We start from the raw sequence: 22,840 nt of genomic DNA, 5'->3' as shown, positions 1-22,840 counted from the left end.
AAATCATGAAAAAGAATACCAACTTGTTTGGTGTTCTTTTTCTCATATAAAATAAGGTCTAATGAAATTTAAATTTTCTTCTTACTTTTTTTTCTTATTGGTAATTACAACGTTAACCTCTTGTCAGTCTGATGAAAATAGTGATTATGTTGAATTGCCAAGTCTTCAAGAACGGTTGTTAGCAGGTGGAGATACTACTGTGTTTTTAACGTCTAGTAATTCATTTAGTACACCTGCAGCAAATCTTAATGGAAATGATTTAGACATGCATCTAGATGGTGATTTTCAATTTGAAGCTGCTTTTGTTACTGCGCCAGCAAATGTCAATGGAGGCATTGGGCCAATTTTTAATAATAGTTCTTGTATCTCTTGTCATCCAAAAGACGGAAGAGCTCCTTTTCCTGATAATATTAATGGATTAAGTGGATTCTTTCTAAGATCTAGTATTTCTGGAATTACTGAAAATGGAGGGCCAGTTCCTGTACCAAATTACGGATTACAAATTCAGAATCAAGCAATTTTTGGCTATGAGCCAGAAGCTAAATTTCAAGTTAATTATACTACTATTGTTGAAACTTTAGCAGATGGAACCCAAGTAACCTTACAAAAGCCAAATTACGATTTGATAGATACTTATGTTGCAGTTCCGAGTTCTATATTATTATCACCAAGATTAGCACCTCCAGTTTTTGGGTTAGGGTTGTTAGAAGCCATTTCTGAATCTGAAATTTTAATGCATCAAGATATTAATGATATAGATGATGATGGAATTTCTGGTAAAGCGAACTATGTTCATGACATCATTTCTGGGACAACTCAGTTAGGGCGTTTTGGTTGGAAAGCTAATACAGCAACAATATTAGAGCAATGTGCTGGAGCTTACCTCGGAGATATGGGAATTACAAGTTATATATTTCCACAAGAAACTGGTTTTGGACAGACGAATGGAAGTGATGGTTTTGAAGACGATCCAGAAATCACAGAAGAGATTTTAAATCAAGTTGCTTTTTATTGCCAAACTCTTGCTGTGCCAGCGCCTAGAGATATAGAAAAAGAGTCTGTTAGACGAGGTGCTCAAATTTTTGAAGACATACAATGTGCTTCTTGCCATGTGCCAAGTATGACAACAAGTAGTAATTCGATTTCAGCAATTTCTAATCAAACGATTTACGCCTATACTGATATGTTATTGCATGATATGGGAGATGATTTAGCAGATAATAGACCTGACTTTTTAGCGAATGGAAACGAATGGAAAACAAGACCACTTTGGGGAATTGGATTAACTCAAGTCGTTAATGGTCATACCGATTTTTTACATGACGGAAGAGCAAAAAATATTACTGAAGCTATTTTGTGGCATGGAGGAGAAGCCTTAACTTCTAAAGATAGTTTTAAAGAATTATCTACACGTGATAGAAGAGATTTATTAGATTTTATAAACTCTTTATAAGGTAGTTAGGTTTTATAATCGGCTAATTTTCGAGGACCTTCGAGTAATACTCTAACAATTTTTAATGTACCATCATCAGTTGTAGCAATTTGCCATTTAATGAGTGATATTTCATTATTTTCAATTTCAATGCCTGTTATACTTCGTGGATGTACACAACTTCCATCGTTAAAAAAAGCAATGTCACCAGGTTCAGGAAAACGAGGCCTATGTGTATGGCCAACAACTGTAATTAGGTTGTTGTTTTCAGTAATCCATTTTTTGGTCCTACGTTCTATTTTTATCAATTCTTTGTAATTTTTTGCAGGACTTGTAGGATCAGCAATTCCCATAACATTGAGAGGTTTCCAAAGTGCTCTAACTAAAAATCGACTCCATTTCCAAAAGGTATAATTCCACCAATCAGCTTGATGACCATGAGTTAAAAATAATTCTTGTTTAGTTTCTGAATGTTTTAAAATAATGCCTTCGTGATATTTTATGTCACAAAATAGCTCGACATCTTCACCTATTTTTGCGTCAAAATAGTATGATAAATTCTTTTCTACTTGTTTAGGGTCACGATACACCATATCGTGGTTTCCCCATATCATATGCAATCGTTCCTGTTCATGAAATAACTTCATTAACATATACACATTTTTATGTGCATTCAAAATAGAATCAAACGATAGATTTTCCCATAATTCATCACCATCACCAAGTTCACAATAGTTGAAACCTTCAGCGTAATAATGCTTTAAGGCATGAAAATAAATATTTCGATTATTTGCAAAGTCATCAGCAAAACTATTATCACCTCTATGACAATCACTAAATAGAACAATCTTACTAGAATTATCAAAAGGAACAACTTTTGCATTATTGTAAGCACGATCTAATCTAGATTTTGAAGACATGAAGTAAATGTAAACAAAAAATGCCTCTCTATAGAAAGGCATTTCTTGATTTTTGTTTAAATAACTCTTGTAACGATTTCGTTTGAGTGAGATACCAAAAAGAGCCTTAGGCTCATTTGAAGGCGTTTAGGCCAGTAACATCTAAACCAGTAATCAATAAATGAATATCGTGAGTACCTTCGTAAGTGACTACACTTTCAAGGTTCATCATATGTCTCATGATTGAATATTCACCAGAAATTCCCATACCACCTAGCATTTGTCTTGAGTCACGAGCAATTTTTAAAGCCATATCGACATTGTTTCGTTTCGCCATTGAAATTTGAGCAGAGGTTGCTGTTCCATTTTCACGCATTACACCAAGTCTCCACGCTAATAATTGAGCTTTGGTAATTTCGGTAATCATCTCAGCTAATTTCTTTTGTTGCAATTGAAATTGTCCAATAGGTTTTCCAAATTGCATACGTTCTTTACTATATCTAAGAGCAGTATCGTAGCAATCCATTGCAGCTCCAATCGCTCCCCAAGCAATACCAAAACGTGCAGAATCTAAACAACCTAAAGGAGCTCCAAGACCTGATTTGTTTGGTAATAAGTTTTCTTTAGGTACTTTGACATTATCAAAGATAAGCTCACCTGTAGCAGAAGCTCTAAGCGACCATTTATTATGTGTTTCTGGTGTAGAGAAGCCTTCCATACCACGTTCAACAATTAGTCCGTGAATACGTCCTTCTTCATTTTTTGCCCAAACCACTGCGACTTGACAAAAAGGTGAATTTGAAATCCACATTTTAGCACCATTTAAAAGATAATGATCTCCCATATCTTTAAAGTTGGTTACCATGCCTCCTGGATTAGAACCATGATCAGGTTCCGTTAATCCAAAAGAACCAATCCATTCTCCAGAAGCTAGTTTTGGTAAGTATTTTTGACGTTGTTCTTCGCTACCATATTTCCAAATAGGATACATGACTAAAGACGATTGTACTGAAGCTGTACTTCTAACACCTGAGTCGCCACGTTCAATTTCTTGCATGATTAATCCGTAAGAAATTTGGTCCAATCCAGCACCTCCATATTCAACAGGAATATAAGGTCCGAAAGCTCCTATTTCAGCTAAACCACTAACAATCTGTGTTGGGAATTCTGCTTTTTGAGCATACTCTTCAATAATTGGAGAAACATCACGTTTTACCCAATCTCTGGCTGCATCACGCACTAATTTATGTTCTTCGGAAAGTAATTCGTCAAGATTGTAATAATCTGGTGCTTCGAATAAATCTGGTTTCATCTGTTATGTTTTATTATTTTTTAACTATCAAATGCTGTCGCTTACGCTCAAGTCATTATGAAATGTTTTTAGATGTGTTACAATAACACTAAAATTGTCAATTAGTTTTTTAAAATACCATTATGTGTCAAAAATAACGAAAACGTTTTCTTAAAACTACATTTTCAAATAAAAATCCTTCGTCAAATTGATGTAATCTTCTGTGTAGTTGTGACGTGAGGTTTCAATAATCAATTCTGAAATTTCAGTGTTAGTTTGTAAAAATGAAAACTCTAAAAGGCTGCGTTTAGTTTCTGAAGAAGGCGAACCTTTTACCTGTGTAATTCGCTTTGGGAAAAGTGATATTTTTGAAGCTAATGCAATGAATTTTGTTTCTTCTGAATAAGGAATAACTACAGAAAATATACCATCTTGATCAAGTAACGTTAATACACTTTCTAGTATATGCTCAAAAGGCATTGCATCTTGAAATCGAGCCAAATCACGTTGTGAGTTTTCGGTTCTATAATCTTCAGCATAAAAAGGCGGATTGCAAATAATCAAGTCGTATTTATCTTCGATTTCTTCCGCAAATTCTTCAAGTGAAGCATGATAACAAAACAGTCGATCATTCCAAGGGGATTGTTCAAAGTTGTCTACGCATTGCTCATAAGCTGAATCATCAATTTCTATGGCTTCTATAACTTGAGCATGACTTCGTTGTGCTAGCATTAATGATAAAATTCCAGTTCCAGCTCCAATATCTAATACTGAAAATGGATTGGTTTCAATTGAAGTCCAAGAACCCAATAATACACCATCAGTACCAATTTTCATGGCACATTGATTTTGGTTGACTGAGAACTGTTTGAATTGGAAAGGTTTGTTCATCTGTTTGGTCATCCTGAATTTGTTTTAAGGATCTCATTATTTTATGTGTGATGCTGAAATGAATTTAGCATGAAGAATAACTAGTCTTCTTCTAAATACAAATCTATCAAACCTTCAGGAGTATCCACAAAAATGGTTTTATTGATCTTATCAACTTTAGAAATAAATTCATCATTCATTGGAATTAATATTTCTGTACCTTCTCTATCTATTTCGAATAAGGATTGCGCAGTAGAGTCATTCACCGAAGTAATGATGCCTACATAACCAAAATTTTTATCTTCAACTTTAAAACCGATGATTTCATGAAAGTAGAATTTATCATCCTCTAATTTTGGTAAAAATTCAAGAGGTAAATACAATCCACTTTTCATAAGAGCGTCTGCATCTTCTTCAGTATCTACATCTTCAAATTTAATTCGTAATAATTCAGATTTGTGAAGTTGGGATGATTCAATAAAAAACGGTACAAGGTTATTCCGCACTTCTATAAAAACAGATTCCATGTTTTCATATAACTGAGGGTCGTCAGTGTCTAATTTGACCAATAATTCACCTTTAAAGCTGTATTTTTTGACAATTTTACCAAGAAAGAAGCAATCTTTTTTATTCATACTATAATTGATTTATTTCATAAAAAAACTCCGACACATAGTATCGGAGTTTAAAAGTATAAAAAATAAATTTCTATTCTTCTTCGTTTGAAGCTGTTACTTCTTCACCTTCAGCTTTTGCTTCTTCAGCTACTTCTTCTTCAACAATAGGAGTTGCAGCTGCTATTCTTGCTTCATTAACTGCTTTTTCAGCTGCTAATGCATCCGCTTTTGCTTTCGCTTGAGCTTCAGATAAACCAGCTTCTTTAGCCATTACTTTAGTTGCTTTTTCATCTAACCAAGCGTTGAATTTAGCTTCAGCTTGCTCTTCAGTTAAAGCACCTTTTGCAACACCACCAGCTAGGTGATTTTTAAGCATCGCACCTTTGTAAGATAAAATTGCTCTGGCTGTATCAGTTGGTTGTGCACCATTCTGTAACCATTGTACTGCACCATCAACGTTTAATTCAACAGTTGCTGGATTCGTGTTTGGATTGTAAGCACCTAATTTTTCTAAGTATTTACCATCTCTTTTTGATCTTGCATCTGCTGCTACGATCCAGTAGTAAGGTTTTCCTTTTTTACCGTGTCTTTGTAATCTAATTTTAACTGACATATTTAATTAATTAGTGAGGTTCGCGACCTCTATTATTAATGAGAGCGCAAAGATAATACAATTATTTTATTTAGAACATTTTATTTGAAATTAAGTAATATTGAAATTTTATTATACTTTTGGAAGTTCTAAAACGTTATATTTACCCAAAAATGTGCCTCATTTTTATTTTAGAGGAAGAAAAATTAAAATCGATGAAAAGACTATCTATACTTCTCATAACAATATTAACCTTTGCAAGTTGTGGAGATGAGGTTGAATTTAATTCACCATCAATACAGGGAAATAAAGATTATGTGCTCTGGAGAGCTGAATATTTTAATGCTTCAATAGATATCAATGGATATTTAACGATCACTGGAGGAAATAATGTTGAGACTTTAGAACTTAGAATTCCTTCGGTTGCAGTAGGAACTTATACTTTAGGAGATGTGGATTCAATGGAAGCGCGATTTACAGCTGGAGATGGAACCGTGTATTCAACAAATAATAGACCAGATCCAAGTGTAACATTATATCCTGAATATGGTGAAATTAATTTGGATAAGATTGCAAATAGGACATTTACAGGTACGTTTAGATTTAATGCTTTTGATCCTACTGGTTTGAAAGTGGTGAATTTTGGAGGTGTTACAAATCAAAATCCCGATACACCTACTGATGATCCTGTTAATGGTGGTATATTTTATAGAGTGCCTTTAACTTCTGGAAATATTCCTTCTGTAGTTTTTACATGTATTGATGCAGAAGAACAAACGGATTTAGCTCAAGCTGCTTTTAATAGCACTACTGCTTCAGAATTAATGTATATAAATAGCACTGATTATATTAATGCTTGTAATATTCTAGCTTTAGCATTAGAAACACAAAGGTCATATTGTGGAGATATCGATGGAGCTTTACAAAGTAGAATAGATGCTTTGAATGGTTGTGTTTTTCCATGTGAAATTGCAGAAGATAATAGAAATACTGCAGAAGCCGAAGAAGAAAATGCTACTATTGGAAATTACATATTAGCATGCATAAATTACCAATTGTATTTGCAAGAACAGATTGATTTTTGTGGAGATCCAGACGGAAGTATACAATTAGAATTGGATGAATTAAATTGTGGAGATGATGATGGAGATGGTGTGCCAAATATTTTTGAAGATTTTAATGGAGATGGTGTATTTGACGATGATACAGATGGCGACGGTATTTTTAATTATTTAGACGAAGATGACGATGGTGATGGTATTTTAACTATCGACGAAGCTAAAGATGTAGATGGAAACCCATTAGATACAGATGGTGATATGGATGTTGATTATTTAGACAATGATGATGATGGTGATGGCATATTAACACAAAATGAAGTTGGTGATACAGATGGCGATGGCATATCTAATTACTTAGATAACGACGATGATGGCGATGGCATATTTACGCTGTATGAAACTGGATTTGGAGATACAGATGCAAATGGTCAGGATGATTATTTAGATGATGATGATGATGGTGACGGACTATTAACTGCAAATGAAAATGCAGATCCTAATATGGATGGCGATCCTAATGATGCTGTTGATACTGATATGGATGGTGTTCCAGATTATTTAGATAACATATAGATTTTCTTATAGAATAATATAAAAGGTCAGCTTTCTTAAGCTGACCTTTTTTGTTTAAAACTGTTCATAACTTTCCCTTTATCCAAGTGGAGTTTCTTTGTATTTTTATGGACTAACTTTTCAAGTTTTTCTTCGGAAAGTTTAGATCTAAATTGAAATAAAAATACATGTATTTAATCTTCGATACCGAAACTACAGGATTACCAAAGCGTTGGGATGCACCAATTACAGATGTTGATAATTGGCCTAGATGTATTCAAATTGCTTGGCAACTCCATGACGAAATGGGCAACTGTATTGATCATCAAGATTATTTAGTGCAACCAGATGGATTTAATATTCCTTATGACGCTGAAAAGATTCACGGAATTTCGACTGAGCTAGCTCAAGAGCAAGGTGTTTCTCTTCAGGACGTTCTTGAGAAATTCAACAGTGCATTGTCTAAAACAAAATTTGTTGTTGGTCAGAATGTGAAATTCGACCTTAATATAATGGGAGCTGAATTTGTACGTTCAGCGACTGCAAATCAACTTCAAGAGCTTCCTGTTTTAGATACGTGTACAGAACACACAGCATCACTTTGTCAAATTCCTGGAGGTCGTTACGGAAAGTTTAAATTACCGACTTTAACTGAGTTGCATCAGTTTTTATTCAACAAGCCTTTTGCTGAAGCTCACAATGCAACTGCAGATGTAGAGGCAACAACGCGTTGCTTTTTTGAATTACTTCGTCTAGGAGAATATACAAAGGAACAGTTAGATGTTCAGCCTGATTATTTTCAGAATTTTAATGAGAATAATCCACAAGCCATTCAACTCATTGGATTAAAGCACATCAACCTCAAAAAGGAAAGTGCTAAAATTAATGACAGACTACAAAAGTCACAAACTTCAGATATTTCCGAAGCAGAAATAAGCCAGAATATTTCAGGTCTAGCAGATGTCGATTTTGTACACCTTCATAACCATTCTCAGTTTTCAGTATTACAATCGACTATTAGTGTTTCAGATTTAGTCGCTGTAGCTGCCGAACAAAATATGCCTGCAGTTGCGTTGACAGATCATGCTAATATGATGGGAGCTTTCCATTTTGTAAAAGCGGTCAATAATTATAATAAATCTGTAAAAACTAAAGTAGCTGAAGCTGAAGAGAAAGGTGAAGTTTCAGATTTAAAAGAAATGAAACCTATTATTGGTTGTGAGTTTTTTGTGTGTGAAGATCATTCAGATAAAACTCGAAAAGATAACGGTTATCAAATTGTATTAATTGCTAAAAATAAAAAGGGCTACCATAACTTGGCAAAGTTATCTTCTCATGCCTTTGTTGACGGATTTTACTACTTGCCACGAATTGATAAAAAACTCATTCAACAATACAAAGAAGATCTTATTTGCTTAACAGGAAACTTGTATGGAGAAGTGCCAAGTAAAGTATTAAATGTTGGAGAAAATCAAGCTGAAGAAGCCTTAATTTGGTGGAAACAAGAATTTGGAGATGATTTGTATGTGGAGCTTATGCGACATACTCAAGAAGATGAAAATAGAGTTAACCCAGTTTTAATAAAACTGGCCAAAAAACATGATGTAAAGTTAGTTGCGACTAATAATACATATTACTGTAAACAAGAAGATGCAAATGCACATGATATTTTATTGTGTGTAAAAGAAGGGGAAAAACAAGCCACTCCAATTGGTCGAGGAAGAGGTTATCGTTTTGGTTTGCCCAATCAAGAATATTACTTCAAATCTTCGGAAGAGATGAAAGCTCTGTTTCGAGATATTCCAGAGGCAATAAAAAATATTCAAGAGGTTGTAGATAAGGTTGAAGCTTTCCAATTGGCTCGTGATGTATTATTGCCTGCGTTTGATATTCCAGAGGAGTTTAAAGATGATGCCGATATAGCAGATGGAGGAAAGCGAGGTGAAAATAAATTCCTTAAACACTTAACGTTTCAAGGGGCAAAAAAGCGTTATGGTGAAGACCTTTCTGAAGAGGTTGTAGAACGTCTCGATTTTGAGTTGAGCGTTATTGAAAATACAGGGTATCCTGGTTACTTTTTAATTGTTGAAGATTTTATTCGCGAAGCTAGAAAGATGGATGTTTCGGTTGGTCCAGGTCGTGGTTCGGCTGCAGGATCTGTCGTCGCGTATTGTCTTTGGATTACAAATATTGATCCTTTAAAGTATGATTTGCTTTTTGAGCGCTTCTTAAATCCTGATCGTGTAAGTATGCCTGATATTGATATTGATTTTGATGATGAAGGTCGAAGTCGCGTCATGGATTATGTGATTGAAAAATATGGAAGCAGTCAAGTAGCACAAATTATTACTTACGGAACGATGGCCGCAAAGTCATCTATTCGAGATACTGCTAGAGTTTTAGATTTGCCATTATTTGAAGCTGATCGTATTGCGAAGTTGATTCCAACGATGTCCAAACTGAATAAGATTTTTGGACTTGATGAAAAAGAATTAGGTAAGAAGTTTAGAGCTGAAGATTTAGAAAAAGTCAATGAGTTACTCAATATTGCAGATGGAGAAGGTCTAGATGCTGAAACAGTAAACCTTGCAAGATCGCTTGAAGGTTCAGTCAGAAATACTGGTATTCATGCTTGTGGTGTGATTATTACTCCAGATGATATTACTAAATTTGTTCCTGTTGCATTGGCAAAAGATTCCGATTTATACGTCACTCAGTTTGATAACTCTGTGGTTGAAGATGCTGGTTTACTGAAAATGGATTTCTTAGGACTGAAAACCTTGACATTAATCAAGGATACGGTTAAAATTGTAAAAGCAAAACACGATATTTTATTAGATCCTGATAGTTTTCCGTTAGATGATGAGAAAACCTATGAGTTATTCCAAAAAGGTGAAACGGTTGGTGTGTTCCAATATGAATCTCCTGGAATGCAAAAGCATTTAAAAGAATTAAAACCTACAGTGTTTGAAGATTTAATTGCTATGAACGCTTTGTATCGTCCTGGTCCTATGGAGTATATTCCAAGTTTTACAAGACGTAAACATGGTGATGAAGACATTGAGTATGACTTGCCAGCAATGGAAGAATACCTCAAAGAAACTTACGGAATTACAGTCTACCAAGAGCAAGTAATGCTCTTGTCGCAAAAGTTGGCTGATTTTACCAAAGGTGAAGCCGATGTACTTCGTAAAGCGATGGGTAAAAAGCAAATTGCGGTTCTGGATAAAATGAAGCCAAAATTTATTGAGCAAGCAAGTGCAAAAGGTCATGATGCTAAGGTTCTTGAAAAAGTTTGGAAAGATTGGGAAGCCTTTGCGAGTTATGCTTTTAATAAATCGCACTCTACATGTTATGCATGGATTGCTTATCAAACAGCCTATTTAAAAGCACATTATCCTGCAGAATATATGGCAGCTGTATTGTCTAATAATATGAATGATATCAAGCAAGTCACCTTCTTTATGGAAGAATGCAAACGTATGCGATTGGATGTTTTAGGTCCAGATGTTAATGAATCGTATTATAAGTTTTCGGTAAATCAAGATTATGCTGTTCGCTTCGGAATGGGAGCCATCAAAGGTGTTGGTCATGGTGCAGTAATGACCATTGTTGAAAACAGGAAAAAAGATGGTCATTTTAAATCCATTTTTGACTTATCAAAACGTATTGATCTTCGTGCTGCAAATAAAAAAGCCTTTGAAAATTTAGCCTTAGCTGGTGGTTTTGATGGATTTGGAGAAGCGCATCGTGCACAATATTTTCATGATGATGGTGACGGAATTACCTTCTTAGAAAAGGCGATTAAGTATGGAGCAAAACATCAAGAGAATGAAAATTCAGCACAAGTCAGTTTGTTTGGAGCAACTAGCGAAGTTCAAATTGATGAGCCTATAGTTCCACCTTGTGAAGAATGGGGAACTATGGAAAAATTGGCTCAGGAAAAGGAAGTTGTAGGTGTTTATATTTCTGGACATCCATTAGATGATTTTAAAGTGGAGATGAAAACATTTTGTAATGGTAGTTTGGCACTTTTTAATGAAATGGAAAATTATGTGAATCGTGAAATAACCTTTGGAGGTGTCGTTACAGATGTGCAACATCGTGTGAGCAAGCAAGGTAAAGGTTGGGCACTATTTATGGTTGAAGATTATACAGATAATTACGAGTTTAGAATTTTTGGAGAAGACTATCTAAAGTATCGTCATTTCTTGGTAAAGAATAGTTTTGTTTATGTGAAGTCTTATGTTAGAGAAGGTTGGGTAAATCGTGATACAGGTAAAAAGAGTGATCCAAGATTGCAATTTAATAGTTTTCAATTACTACATGATGTCATGGATACTTATGCTAAGAAGTTGTCAATTCAGCTTAATATTAATGACTTAAAAGAACAACGAATTACAAAACTTCAAGAGTTGTTTAGAATTCATGAAGGCAATCATGCACTTAATTTTGTAATCTACGATAATGAAGAGGAAATAAAATTGAACTTACCAAGTAGAAAACAAAAAGTCAAGATTTCTCAAGAACTTTTACAAGAACTAGAGAATGATGATGTTTACTATAAGTTGAATTAATGTAACATTTATCTAGTTGTTAAACACATTCAAATACATAACAATGTCACCTTGAGCGCAGTCGAAAGGTTTTTTTTAGTTAAATTTCTACAATTAGTATCTAAACTGTTTTATTATCTAGATAACTGTCTAAATTATCAAGTGAATCATCCCAGAATTGCTCGTAGAATTTCATCCATTTGTTGAGTTCTTTAAGCGGTTTTGCATTCGCATAACAAAAGCGTTCTCGACCTTGATTGTCTAAATGAATTAAGCCAGCGTCTTCTAAAGTCTTGATGTGTTTGGTGACACCTTGTCGGCTAATTTCAAACTGATTTGAAATTTGAGTAATAGATAATGCCGAACTCGCAATCACTAAGGCGTGAAAAATGTCACGCCTTGTTGGATCTGCAATAGCTTTAAATAATTGTGTGATTCTATCTTGCATCAAGCTTTTATTTTAAATAGTCTGTTAGTTGATTGATACAACCATTCCATCCACCATTAAAACTTTCAAACATTGCAATGGCTGTATCTCCAGCATAGTTTGAAATCCCTGAATGTTCTAAATGTAATTTTGTGCCTTCTGCAACAGTTTCTAAAGTCCAAGTGACTGTTGTTTCTACGTTAGTATCTGCAACAATCCAAGTGTATACTAAAACATAAGGAGTTGCTTCTTTAATGGTTCCGCTAATCGTTGTGCAACCTTTTTCATTCACTTCTGAAGTAAAAGTATATTGATAGCCTTTTTCGGCTTTGAAATCGGCTTGAATAAACCATGTTGAGATTTCTTCCGCTTTTGAAATGGCATCCCAAACTTTCTCTATTGGATGATTAAAGATTTTTTCTTTTGTGATTGTGTCCCTCATAATTGTTCGATTTTTGATTAATACTTAGTTTTGTGAGTGCTAAAGTAAAGTAAATTATTTTAACACGCAACTTTTTGGTTGCATATTGAATTTGCACAAAGGATTGAACGCTTCGACTGCGCTCAGCGCAGGCTATATGTTTGAGCTCCTCGAAGAGAGCGAGTAGTGAAAGCCTGGTCTCGTTTCCTGCAAGGTTTTGAAAACCTTGTAGGTATTAAGAGATGTGCCCAAGTCCTTAACTATACAAGCATTCAATAACTTCATAATAAAAACGAATACTGTGATTGTAAGGTTTAGTAAAAAAAATGACTAATTTTGTGTATTAAAACGAAGTTAAACACATTTAGAACATATAATTATGGCATTAGAAATAACAGATGCAACGTTTGAAGAAACAGTATTAAAGAGTGATAAACCAGTAGTGGTTGATTTTTGGGCTGCTTGGTGTGGACCATGTAGAATGGTTGGACCAATCATTGACGAAATAAGTACAGAATACGATGGTAAAGCTGTTGTAGGTAAAGTAGATGTTGATGCAAATCAAGAGTTTGCTGCTAAGTATGGTGTACGTAATATCCCAACAGTTTTGGTATTTCAAAACGGAGAGGTTGTAGGACGTCAAGTAGGCGTAGCACCTAAAAATGCTTATACTGAAGCTATCGATGCTTTATTGTAAGATATAATCTAAAAGAAATGATAAAAGGTTTGCCATTGTGGTAAACCTTTTTTTATTTTTAGCTAATATTAAGTCTAAGAAAAAATAGATATGAGCAAGCAAGCAAAAGCACAAGATAAAATAGATAGTAAGTTATTAGAAGACCGAAAAGTATTTCTTTGGGGAATGGTAGATGATAAATCTGCAAAGCACGTCATTGATAGATTGATGTATTTAGATGCATTAGAAACAAAAGATATTCAGTTATATATTAACAGTCCAGGAGGTTATGTAACATCTGGATTTGCGATGTACGATTGTATACAATCTTTAAATAGTGATGTTTCAACAATCTGTACAGGATTGGCAGCATCAATGGGATCGATATTATTATCCGTTGGAACAAAAGGAAAGCGTTTTATACAGCCTCATGCTCGTGTGATGATTCATCAGCCAAGTGGAGGCGCTCGTGGTCAAGCAAGTGATATTGAAATTACAGCTCAAGAAATTTTAAAAACAAAAGAATTAAGTGCAAAGATTTTGGCTGATAATTGCGGACAAGATTTTGATAAGGTGATCAAAGATTTTAATCGTGACCATTGGATGGGAGCTGAGGAATCTAAAGCTTATGGAATTGTTGATGGTATTTTAGAATAAACCAATGAATTTACAAGCAGAACTCAATAAGGCTGGAGGTTTTAAAAATTTGGAGCTTCTTGCAAAACAAGTTGTTGAAGGGTTTATTGCTGGAATGCATAAGAGTCCGTTTCATGGATTTTCTGCAGAGTTTGCTGAACATAAAATATACAACCAAGGCGAAAGTACGCGTCATATTGATTGGAAACTATATGCCAAAACCGATAAGCTTTATACCAAACGTTATGATGATGAAACCAATTTACGTTGTCATCTTATTATAGATAATAGTAGCTCGATGCATTATCCTGAAATGAGCAATTTCAGTATTTCAAGTTTGAATAAGATTGCTTTTTCTGCTTTAGCATCAGCATCGCTAATGCATATCTTAAAAAAGCAACGTGATGCAGTAGGATTGAGTATTTATAGTGATGCTTATGATTATTATGCGCCTGAAAAAGGAAGCGAGCGTCATCACCAAATGTTATTAAGTCAATTAAGTAATACAGTAGTTTCTAAACCAATTAATAAACAAACAGAAACATACACCTATTTACATCAGATAGCAGAAAACATACATAGACGTTCTTTAATCTTCTTTTTTACAGATATGTTTCAAACGTCTACAGATGATGTAAAAATATTTGAAGCTTTGAGACATTTAAAGCATAATAAGCATGAAGTTGTCTTATTTCATGTGATTGATAAGGAGAAAGAATTAAAGTTTGATTTTGATAATGCACCTAAACGCTTTATTGATGTTGAAACTAATGAGTACATCAATTTATATCCAGATACTGTTAAGGATGGTTATGAAACCGCTGTGAATGATTATTTTAAATCCATTAGGCTAAAGTGTTTACAGTATCAAATTAAATATGTAGAGGCAGACATCAATCAACCATTTGATAAGATCCTAACGACTTACATGGTAGAGCGTCAAAAATTTATTTAAAAATTTTATCAAAAATCTTAAAAAAAGGTTTGTGATATTAAAAATGCAATGTATATTTGCCCTCGCAATAAAGCAACGGTCTGGTAGTTCAGTTGGTTAGAATGTCGCCCTGTCACGGCGAAGGTCGCGGGTTCGAGTCCCGTCCAGACCGCTAAAAATTGCAAAACTAAAGCTTCAAGAAATTGAAGCTTTTTTTAAGCAATAAAAAGAAGTTGTGTTGTTCTCAGAGAAATCTGAGACGTTGTGAGAAACTCAATGTTGTTGAGTTCTTACCGATGAGAAGCTTTCCTTTTTTCTTAATTGAAAATTGGGATGCTTTTTTGTTTTATGGCAATTTTGAGATGACATTTCTAGATCATTCCGATGTAATTTAAAACAATTCATCAACACCTTTAACTGAAATTCCAACTATAGCAAATCCAGGACTTCAGTTTATTCATCCACAATATCCTGCTTTAGGGTTTACGATGCCAGAAGGTTATACTGCCCTAGAAATTACTGATCCACAAACTACTGCAATAGGAGTAGATGTTACTCGAATGGATGGAAATGCTACATGGAGATATATACCTTCAGCTTCTTTTCAAGGATTAGTTCCTATTGGTAATATTATTGATTTTGAGGTCACTCGCATAAAGTCAGCTCATGGTTTTAATGCTCCTGGACAAATTATTTGTGGAGAAGATTTTGTTTCAAATGAGTTTGGGTTTCAAACTACTTTTAGCTCAAGACTCATTGAATTTGGTGATTTCACAGCAGTTGTTATCATACAAACTCATTTTATGTCAGGTTTGGGAAATACATTTGTGTCTGTTAGTTCAGCTTCTGGGCTTACTGCTGAATACAATAAATTAGTTATGAATACTTTTTTGCCTATCCATTGGCAACTTATGGTTATTTCTGATGATGTTAGGGATTCAGATTTAGATGGTACTCCAGATAATCAAGACGCAGCTCCTTTTAATTCAAATATCCAATAATCGGACTTATTAACACTTAATCAGCAATTTTTATGTCAAAAAATGCATTTAATCGGTAAAATGATACATTTAAACTGATTTATTTTTGTTGATAGATAAAATTGCAGTATGTTTACAGTCCTTCTTAAGCCCCTAAATCACTTATCAAGGTAATTTTAATAATCCATTTTATTTTTAAATGCATTTGTGCGTTTAAATTCCCTCAGAAGTTTTAAATTTTTTGACAGGTACTCCTGTGTTTAAGTTAATAATCCATTCTTCCCTCGACTGGCATTTTTTGATGCTGTTTAATTATTAACAACTAAGAATTTTTATATAACCCTAAATATTAAAACCAATGAAAACCCTAAAAATCGCATTTTTATTATTAGCCGTAGTATTGTTAACTGTTTCAGGACAGAGTAGTGATACTGTTATTGCAGATAATGATCAACCTACTTACAAGACACAAAGTCAATATGATTTGTTAGCTCATGTAAAAACAAAAAAACTAAAGCCTTCAGGTAACTAGGCTCTTTTTATAGAATTTACAAAAAGCTCTTATGTATAATAAGGGCTTTTTGTTTTTAGCCTATTTGCTAGATGTATTTCTCTTTTAATCTTTTTTTAAATGTATTGAATAAAATATCATAAATTTGAGTCTAATATCAATTTTTGATTTTGTGGTTCGAATAATATTTTGTTCAATAATTTTCTTTTTTTCTGTTACTTCATTGAGGGCTCAAAATAAAAATGAAGCACTATTAGATAGTATATTTATTTATAGAGAATATGCTAGAAATAATAAAATAGAATATTTAGATCAATTAAAATTTGCTAAACGTGCTCGAGTATTATCACAACAATTAGACATAGACTCTACTTTACTTATGAGCAATCGCGTTCTGTCATTTGTTTATCTTAATAATGACCAATTAGAACCGTTTAAACAAATAAATTTTGAAAACTTAGGACTAGCTAAAAAAAATCATGATTCTGTTGCATTGGCTGTTGCATATAATAACTTAGGATTTTATTATGACTATAATTTTAAAAATGATAGCGCTTATGGTTATTATTTGGACGCCGTTAAAATTTATGATAAACTTAAAGAAAAAAGCAATCAAGTAAATGCTCTTTTGAATATGGCAAATATTCAAAAGAATGAAAAGGATTATATAGGTAGTGAAAAAAATGCTATTAGAGCTACCAAAATTTTAATTAATCTACCGCAAAACGATGAAAACTTAGATAAACTTTGGGTGCTAAATACTCTGCTTGGAGAAATATCTCTTAAGTTAGGGCAATTAGAACAATCTTTAGAATATCATGAAAAAGCTAAAATCAATAGTAAAAAAATGAGTAATGGCTTTTACAATGAAGTTTTTACATTGAATAATAAAGCATTTGTTTTACATAAACAAAAAAAGTATGATGAAGCTTTAGAATTATATTATGGCCTTGTAGAGATTAAAGATAGATATGATGAATATGATCCTACATTCTATCCTTTAGTCATTGACAATATTGCTTATACAAAATTTGTTGCTGAGCATTCAGATTATAATACGATAGCAAACCTTTTTCAAGAAGCTTACCGAATTAGCGACAGTTTACAAGATGACGTAACCAAATTGGCTGTAAGTATTGATTTTTCTAAATTTTACTTGCATCAAAAAGAATATGATTCGTCATTAAAATACGCTACTACTGCCTATAAAATTTCTAAAGATATATCATCAAATGAAATTTTGTTAGAAGTATTGAAAGTCCTTTCTAAATTAAAGGAAGGTGAAAACGGTAAAGCTTATCTAAACGAACATATAAAATTAAGCGATAGTTTACTAAACATTGAACGTAACGTGCGCAACAAATTTGCGCGAATAGAATTTGAAACCGACAAGATAGAAGAGGAAAATGCACGTATTTCAATTCAGAGAATGTGGTTAATTATTGTCTCAACTGTATTGTTAATCACCTTGTTTTTATTATATATTATCATTTCACAACGTACAAAAAACAAGGAGCTTCAGTTTGAAAAAGATCAGCAAAAAGCCAATGAGGAAATTTATAATCTCATGTTGTCTCAACAAGACAAAGTTGATGAAGCAAGAGCTAATGAGAAAAAACGAATCTCACAAGAAATGCACGATGGTATTTTAGGACGCTTATTTGGAACCCGATTGAGCTTAGATAGTTTGAATTTTTCCGAAGGTAAAGAAGCCATTCAAAATAGAGCAACCTATATTAAAGAACTCATGACTATAGAGAATGATATTCGTAAAATTTCTCATGATCTTAATACCGATTTTGTTTCTGGATCTGGATTTATGGATATTGTTTCTGAGATGATAGAAAAGCAAACCAATGCATATCAACTCAAACATCAATTTGATTTTACTGATGATGTGAGTTGGGAGATCGTTTCAAATAAAAATAAAATTAATATTTATAGAATTATTCAGGAATCACTTCAAAACATCTATAAACATGCAAAAGCTGACGCTGTAAAAATTAGCTTTCAATTAAAAAATAATGTAATTTTATTATCAATTTCTGATGATGGTCAAGGATTTGATGTCAATAAAAGTAAAAAAGGAATTGGTATCAAAAACATAAACGCTAGAGTCATTGAATTAGAAGGCACAGTAGATTTTATTTCTGAAATAAATAAAGGCACAACCATAACTATAGAAATTCCATATAAAACCAACTCATAATGCAGCACATTCATATTTTAATGGTTGACGATCATCCTATCATTATCGAAGGATACCAAAACACTTTAATGGCTACAAAAAGAGATGATCAAACATTAGTTATCGATACGGCTAATACTTGTGATGCTGCAAATTTGCTAATGGAAAGAGCAGCCGATGAACGACCATATGATGTTTGTTTTTTTGACATAAGTTTACCGCCTTCTTCCGATGGAAAAATTACTTCTGGTGAAGACTTGGCTAAAATTGCTAAGAATATTTTGCCTAATGCTAAAATTATAATCCTAACCATGTTTAATGAATCCTATCGTATTCATAGTATTGTTAAAGAAATTAATCCAGATGGATTTTTAATTAAAAGCGATCTAACTTCTAGTGAACTGGCTGAGGCATTTCATCACATACTAGTTGATCCACCTTATTATAGTAGTACAGTATCCAACTTTTTAAACAAATCGATAATTAATGAAATATATGTAGATGAAGTTAATAGAAAAATTCTACATCTGTTGGCACAAGGCATGAAAACTAGAAGTCTTCCAGAGCATATTAATCTATCAATGAGTGCGATTGAAAAACGAAAAAAACAGCTCAAATTGTTGTTTTCTATTTCAGATGGAAAAGACGAATCCTTAATTATGGAAGCAAGAAAAAAAGGGTTTTTGTAGTAAAACAATTTTATTTGCGGTTTTTTGTCTTAAAAAAACACCTTCAATACCCTATAAATACTGAAAACTACGGTTTTTCCACATCAAGTTTACGGTTTTTCCGTAACAAAAAGTTATTAGCTAAAGTTATATTTGTAATGTCAACAGAATTAATTAATCCCTCTAAGTAATTTGTTGAATTAATAGCAATAACAAAAAAAGCCTAACAATTCTCATTAGTTGTTAGGTTTTCTTTTTTTTAAATTTTTGATTAAAAGAGTACATCTTGGTATTCAGCAATCTTCACAATAAAGAGTCCTAAAAAAACTAGAGCGACAATAAATTTAATAAAGGTTGATGCTAAAAAGCCCAAGAAAGAACCAAATGCAGCTTTAAGTGCTTTATCAAAATCACTTTTATTAAGTAGTTCACCTACTAAAGCACCAACAAAAGGACCAATGATTATACCACCAGGAATAGGTGATAATAATCCAACAATTAATCCCAAAGATGTTCCTATCATACCAGCTCGACTACCACCAAAACGTTTAGTTCCCATAGCGGGAATAATATAATCTAGTACCCATATGGTAATGGCTATCAAAAGTGTGATCATTAAAAATGTCCAATTCATTGGAACAACATCAGTAAGATGAAAAATAAGCAATCCAATCCAACCAGTTAAAGGGCCAGGTAAGACTGGTAAAAAACTGCCAATAATTCCTAAAACAACAAATATGGCAGCAAGTATGGTTAAAAATATATCCATTTAATAGTATTAAAATTCAATTAATTAGACGCAATACTAACTAATTTGTTACATTTCAAACTAAAAAGTTAGTTTAAACTAACTTTTTAGTTATATTTGTGTATTCAATCTTTTAAATATGAAGCAACTAACAAAAGCAGAAGAGGAAATTATGCACATCCTTTGGCAACTCCAAAAAACTAATGTGAAAGATATAATTGCAGAACTTCCTGAACCAAAACCAGCATATAATACGGTTTCAACGATAGTTAGAATTCTTGAAACCAAAGGATTTGTTGATTACGAAAAGCAAGGAAAAGGCCATTTGTATTTTCCAATTGTTCAAAAACACGAGTATAGCAATCAGTCAATAAACACATTGGTTGATAATTATTTTCAAGGCTCTTTCAAAAGTATGGTGTCTTTTTTTGTAAAGAAAAACGATGTTGATCTTAAAGATATGGAGTCTATTTTAAAAGAAATTAATAAAAACAACTCATAATATGCTACACTATATATTACAAGTCGCTGCATTTCAACTTGGGTTTTTAATTATTTACGATGTGTTTCTTCGGAAGGAAACCTTCTTCAATTGGAATCGAGTTTACCTTTTAGCAACAGCGATATTATCGATTATAATTCCATTTATTAAAATAGAAAGCATAAAAACAATCATACCTGAAAAATTTGTAATTCGGTTGCCAGAAGTTATTATTGGAAAGATAACTGAAACGAATGCTATTCCTCCAGATGTTGCTAACCTTGCAGGAATTACAGTTCAGTCAGAACCAGTTTCTTTTTGGTATATCCTACTTTTTAGCGGAATGTCTATAGCTTTACTAATACTAGCTTTCAAAATTATTAAGTTGGTAATATTAGTTTCAAAGCATCCTAAACGTTGGAGTAATAATCTGTTAATCATTAAATTGATTAACAGCACTGCTGCATTTTCATTTTTTCATTATGTGTTTTTGGGTGAACATATAAATCCAAAAGATCGATCTTCGATTCTAGAACACGAAATAGTTCATGTCAAGCAAAAACACACTTTAGACTTACTATTTTTCGAAGTATTGAGAGTTGTATTTTGGTTCAATCCGTTGGTATATATGTATCAAAATCGAATTGCAACCTTACATGAATATATAGCAGATGCAAAAGCTGTGAAGCATCAAAGTAAATCTGAATACTATAACAATTTGTTAGCTCAAGTTTTTGAAACACAACAGTTTTCATTTGTAAATCCATTTTTCAAACACTCATTAATCAAAAAACGAATCCTTATGTTAAGTAAAACAAAATCAAAACAGATTCATATTTTAAAATATGCTTTGCTACTTCCATTAGTATGTACAATGCTTATATACACATCTTCTTATGCTCAAGAAAAGTTAGAAGTTATTGATGAAACTATGCAAATTGAAGATTCTGAATTAAGCGATAAGGAGCTTAGACAGAAATATTATAACCAAATTGTTGAGATGAAAAAGAATGGTAAGTCATTTATGGAGATAAACGATTTTTTCATGAAGGATCTTGGTAATTATATTGAGACTAAAACAAATTATTATAAAAAGGTTACTTATTTTCAATATATCTATAATACCTCAAAGGAAAGCAAGGTTGAGAATAATAACCTTACTCAAGAAGATATTGAGTCCTATGAATCATTAAATTCTAAATTTAATCGAACCTATGATAAATATGTAGCCTGGAAACAAACAGATGAAGCAAAGGATATCTGGGAAAATAATAGTAGAAATGGTGTATTACGATTGCTAGTGAATGATTTAGGAAACATGACAGAGGATGAAAAGCAGAAAATGAAACATAAATTAGACATGATGGAAAGAGATGTATATTTCAATAAGTTAGTTGTGTCTTCGATTGTTGGAGGTTCTAAATTAGTTATTGATGATTATAAAAGTAATTCTAACATTACTGAAGAAATTAAAGTTGAAGAAATTGAAGAATCTATTGAAGTGCCTTTTGCTGTTGTAGATCAAGTGCCAATAATGGTGACATGTCAAGATCTTACCACTAATGAAGAGCGTAAAGCTTGTATGAGTAAAAACATTGCGATTCATGTTAGTGAAAATTTCAATGTTGATTTAGCTAAGGAGTTAGGTTTAATTGGAAAACAACGCATTTCAGTGATTTTTAAAATTGATACTCAAGGAGAAGTTATTGATGTAAAAGCTAGAGCACCTCATCCAAAATTAGAAGTTGAGGCCAGACGTGTTATAAATTTATTACCTCAGTTTAAACCTGGAAAACAAAAAGGGATAGACGTTACTGTACCTTATAGTTTGCCAATTTTATTTCAAGTTAATGGAGATTCTAACTTATCTGATGAAGAAGTGGTTGAAGAAATTATAGAACAAGAAACAAAAGGTGAAGATTTAGTACTAACCGAAATTCCTTATGCTATTGTCGATCAAACGCCTGTTTTTTCTTCATGTCAAGACTTAAGTTCAGAAAAGGAACGCAAATCGTGTACAAGTGATAAAGTATCCTCTTTTGTTAATAAAAATTTTAATACAGACTTAGCGAAACAATTAAATATAAAAGGCTTACAACGTGTTTCTGTTGTTTTTAAAATTGACAAAGAAGGTAATGTAACTGATGTTAGAGCGAGAGCACCACACCCAAAATTAGAAGAAGAAGCTAAACGCGTAATGAAACGATTACCACAGTTTATTCCTGGAAGGCATGATGGTAAATTGATTATTGTTCCTTATAGCTTACCTATAGTTTTTCAAGTACATTAAAAAACACATT

Annotated in this window: 20 protein-coding genes and 1 tRNA gene; 13 read left to right on the top strand and 8 right to left on the bottom strand. The window is 32.8% G+C overall.

Annotated features, from left to right (window positions below; genetic code table 11):
* Positions 1-61 precede the first annotated feature (61 nt).
* Positions 62-1,453, top strand: a complete 1,392-nt coding sequence (locus MUN68_RS15040) for a di-heme oxidoreductase family protein (RefSeq protein ID WP_249993400.1) — start codon at positions 62-64, stop codon at positions 1,451-1,453.
* 5 nt (positions 1,454-1,458) lie between these two features.
* Here the strand turns inward: MUN68_RS15040 and MUN68_RS15035 are convergent, their stop codons facing one another.
* From MUN68_RS15035 to MUN68_RS15015, 5 genes are all read right to left on the bottom strand, one after another.
* Complete coding sequence (locus MUN68_RS15035; RefSeq protein WP_249993956.1) at positions 1,459-2,352, bottom strand: metallophosphoesterase family protein; 894 nt, start codon at positions 2,350-2,352, stop codon at positions 1,459-1,461.
* A gap of 112 nt (positions 2,353-2,464) precedes the next feature.
* On the bottom strand, positions 2,465-3,643 hold the full coding sequence (locus MUN68_RS15030) for an acyl-CoA dehydrogenase family protein (RefSeq protein ID WP_249993402.1): 1,179 nt from the start codon (positions 3,641-3,643) through the stop codon (positions 2,465-2,467).
* 156 nt (positions 3,644-3,799) lie between these two features.
* The gene (locus MUN68_RS15025; RefSeq protein WP_249993404.1) at positions 3,800-4,513 is read right to left on the bottom strand and encodes a tRNA1(Val) (adenine(37)-N6)-methyltransferase; all 714 of its coding nucleotides are present in this window, start codon (positions 4,511-4,513) and stop codon (positions 3,800-3,802) included.
* A gap of 80 nt (positions 4,514-4,593) precedes the next feature.
* Positions 4,594-5,127, bottom strand: coding sequence for a ribosome maturation factor RimM (gene rimM / locus MUN68_RS15020; RefSeq protein WP_249993406.1), 534 nt, complete (start codon positions 5,125-5,127; stop codon positions 4,594-4,596).
* Between the two features lie 73 nt (positions 5,128-5,200).
* On the bottom strand, positions 5,201-5,722 hold the full coding sequence (locus tag MUN68_RS15015; RefSeq protein WP_249993409.1) for a 30S ribosomal protein S16: 522 nt from the start codon (positions 5,720-5,722) through the stop codon (positions 5,201-5,203).
* Positions 5,723-5,916: 194 nt separating this feature from the next.
* On the opposite strand from MUN68_RS15015, the gene MUN68_RS15010 reads away from it, so the two are divergent.
* A complete protein-coding gene (locus MUN68_RS15010) occupies positions 5,917-7,335 on the top strand; it encodes a DUF6252 family protein (protein ID WP_249993411.1) in 1,419 nt (472 codons plus the stop codon).
* A gap of 167 nt (positions 7,336-7,502) precedes the next feature.
* Complete coding sequence (gene dnaE / locus MUN68_RS15005; RefSeq protein WP_249993413.1) at positions 7,503-11,891, top strand: DNA polymerase III subunit alpha; 4,389 nt, start codon at positions 7,503-7,505, stop codon at positions 11,889-11,891.
* A 100-nt stretch (positions 11,892-11,991) separates the two neighbouring features.
* On the opposite strand, the gene MUN68_RS15000 is transcribed toward dnaE, so the two are convergent.
* The gene (locus MUN68_RS15000) at positions 11,992-12,318 is read right to left on the bottom strand and encodes an ArsR/SmtB family transcription factor (RefSeq protein ID WP_249993415.1); all 327 of its coding nucleotides are present in this window, start codon (positions 12,316-12,318) and stop codon (positions 11,992-11,994) included.
* A gap of 7 nt (positions 12,319-12,325) precedes the next feature.
* Positions 12,326-12,739, bottom strand: a complete 414-nt coding sequence (locus MUN68_RS14995) for an SRPBCC family protein (protein WP_249993416.1) — start codon at positions 12,737-12,739, stop codon at positions 12,326-12,328.
* 358 nt (positions 12,740-13,097) lie between these two features.
* Here MUN68_RS14995 and trxA point away from each other — a divergent pair, with 358 nt between their 5' ends.
* The 8 genes from trxA (at position 13,098) to MUN68_RS14955 (ending at position 19,332) form a co-directional block, all read left to right on the top strand.
* Entirely contained in the window at positions 13,098-13,415 is a 318-nt protein-coding gene (gene trxA / locus MUN68_RS14990) for a thioredoxin (protein ID WP_249993418.1), read from the top strand.
* Positions 13,416-13,505: 90 nt separating this feature from the next.
* Positions 13,506-14,051: a ClpP family protease gene (locus tag MUN68_RS14985; RefSeq protein WP_249993420.1), complete on the top strand. Its 546-nt coding sequence runs from the start codon at positions 13,506-13,508 to the stop codon at positions 14,049-14,051.
* Between the two features lie 4 nt (positions 14,052-14,055).
* Positions 14,056-14,985 carry a DUF58 domain-containing protein gene (locus tag MUN68_RS14980; protein ID WP_249993422.1) on the top strand — a complete coding sequence of 310 codons (930 nt, stop codon included), beginning with the start codon at positions 14,056-14,058 and terminating at the stop codon, positions 14,983-14,985.
* A 77-nt stretch (positions 14,986-15,062) separates the two neighbouring features.
* A tRNA-Asp gene (locus tag MUN68_RS14975) sits at positions 15,063-15,136 on the top strand.
* Positions 15,137-15,452: 316 nt separating this feature from the next.
* Complete coding sequence (locus MUN68_RS14970; protein WP_249993424.1) at positions 15,453-15,965, top strand: hypothetical protein; 513 nt, start codon at positions 15,453-15,455, stop codon at positions 15,963-15,965.
* A gap of 337 nt (positions 15,966-16,302) precedes the next feature.
* Positions 16,303-16,476: a hypothetical protein gene (locus MUN68_RS14965; RefSeq protein ID WP_249993426.1), complete on the top strand. Its 174-nt coding sequence runs from the start codon at positions 16,303-16,305 to the stop codon at positions 16,474-16,476.
* A gap of 124 nt (positions 16,477-16,600) precedes the next feature.
* Positions 16,601-18,664, top strand: coding sequence for an ATP-binding protein (locus MUN68_RS14960; protein ID WP_249993428.1), 2,064 nt, complete (start codon positions 16,601-16,603; stop codon positions 18,662-18,664).
* Positions 18,664-19,332 (top strand): response regulator, encoded by a 669-nt coding sequence (locus MUN68_RS14955; protein WP_249993429.1) that lies wholly within the window; start codon positions 18,664-18,666, stop codon positions 19,330-19,332. The genes MUN68_RS14960 and MUN68_RS14955 overlap by 1 nt, the downstream gene beginning before the upstream one ends.
* A gap of 250 nt (positions 19,333-19,582) precedes the next feature.
* Here the strand turns inward: MUN68_RS14955 and MUN68_RS14950 are convergent, their stop codons facing one another.
* The gene (locus MUN68_RS14950; protein WP_249993432.1) at positions 19,583-20,080 is read right to left on the bottom strand and encodes a DUF456 domain-containing protein; all 498 of its coding nucleotides are present in this window, start codon (positions 20,078-20,080) and stop codon (positions 19,583-19,585) included.
* Positions 20,081-20,198: 118 nt separating this feature from the next.
* Here MUN68_RS14950 and MUN68_RS14945 point away from each other — a divergent pair, with 118 nt between their 5' ends.
* Entirely contained in the window at positions 20,199-20,561 is a 363-nt protein-coding gene (locus MUN68_RS14945; RefSeq protein ID WP_249993434.1) for a BlaI/MecI/CopY family transcriptional regulator, read from the top strand.
* A gap of 1 nt (position 20,562) precedes the next feature.
* Positions 20,563-22,830 (top strand): M56 family metallopeptidase, encoded by a 2,268-nt coding sequence (locus MUN68_RS14940; protein WP_249993436.1) that lies wholly within the window; start codon positions 20,563-20,565, stop codon positions 22,828-22,830.
* Positions 22,831-22,840: the final 10 nt, after the last annotated feature.

This window comes from Psychroserpens ponticola, assembly GCF_023556315.2.
GTDB classification, from domain to species: domain Bacteria; phylum Bacteroidota; class Bacteroidia; order Flavobacteriales; family Flavobacteriaceae; genus Psychroserpens; species Psychroserpens ponticola.
Note: the sequence above shows the minus strand (reverse complement) of the source record. Positions and strands in the feature narration are given on the sequence as shown.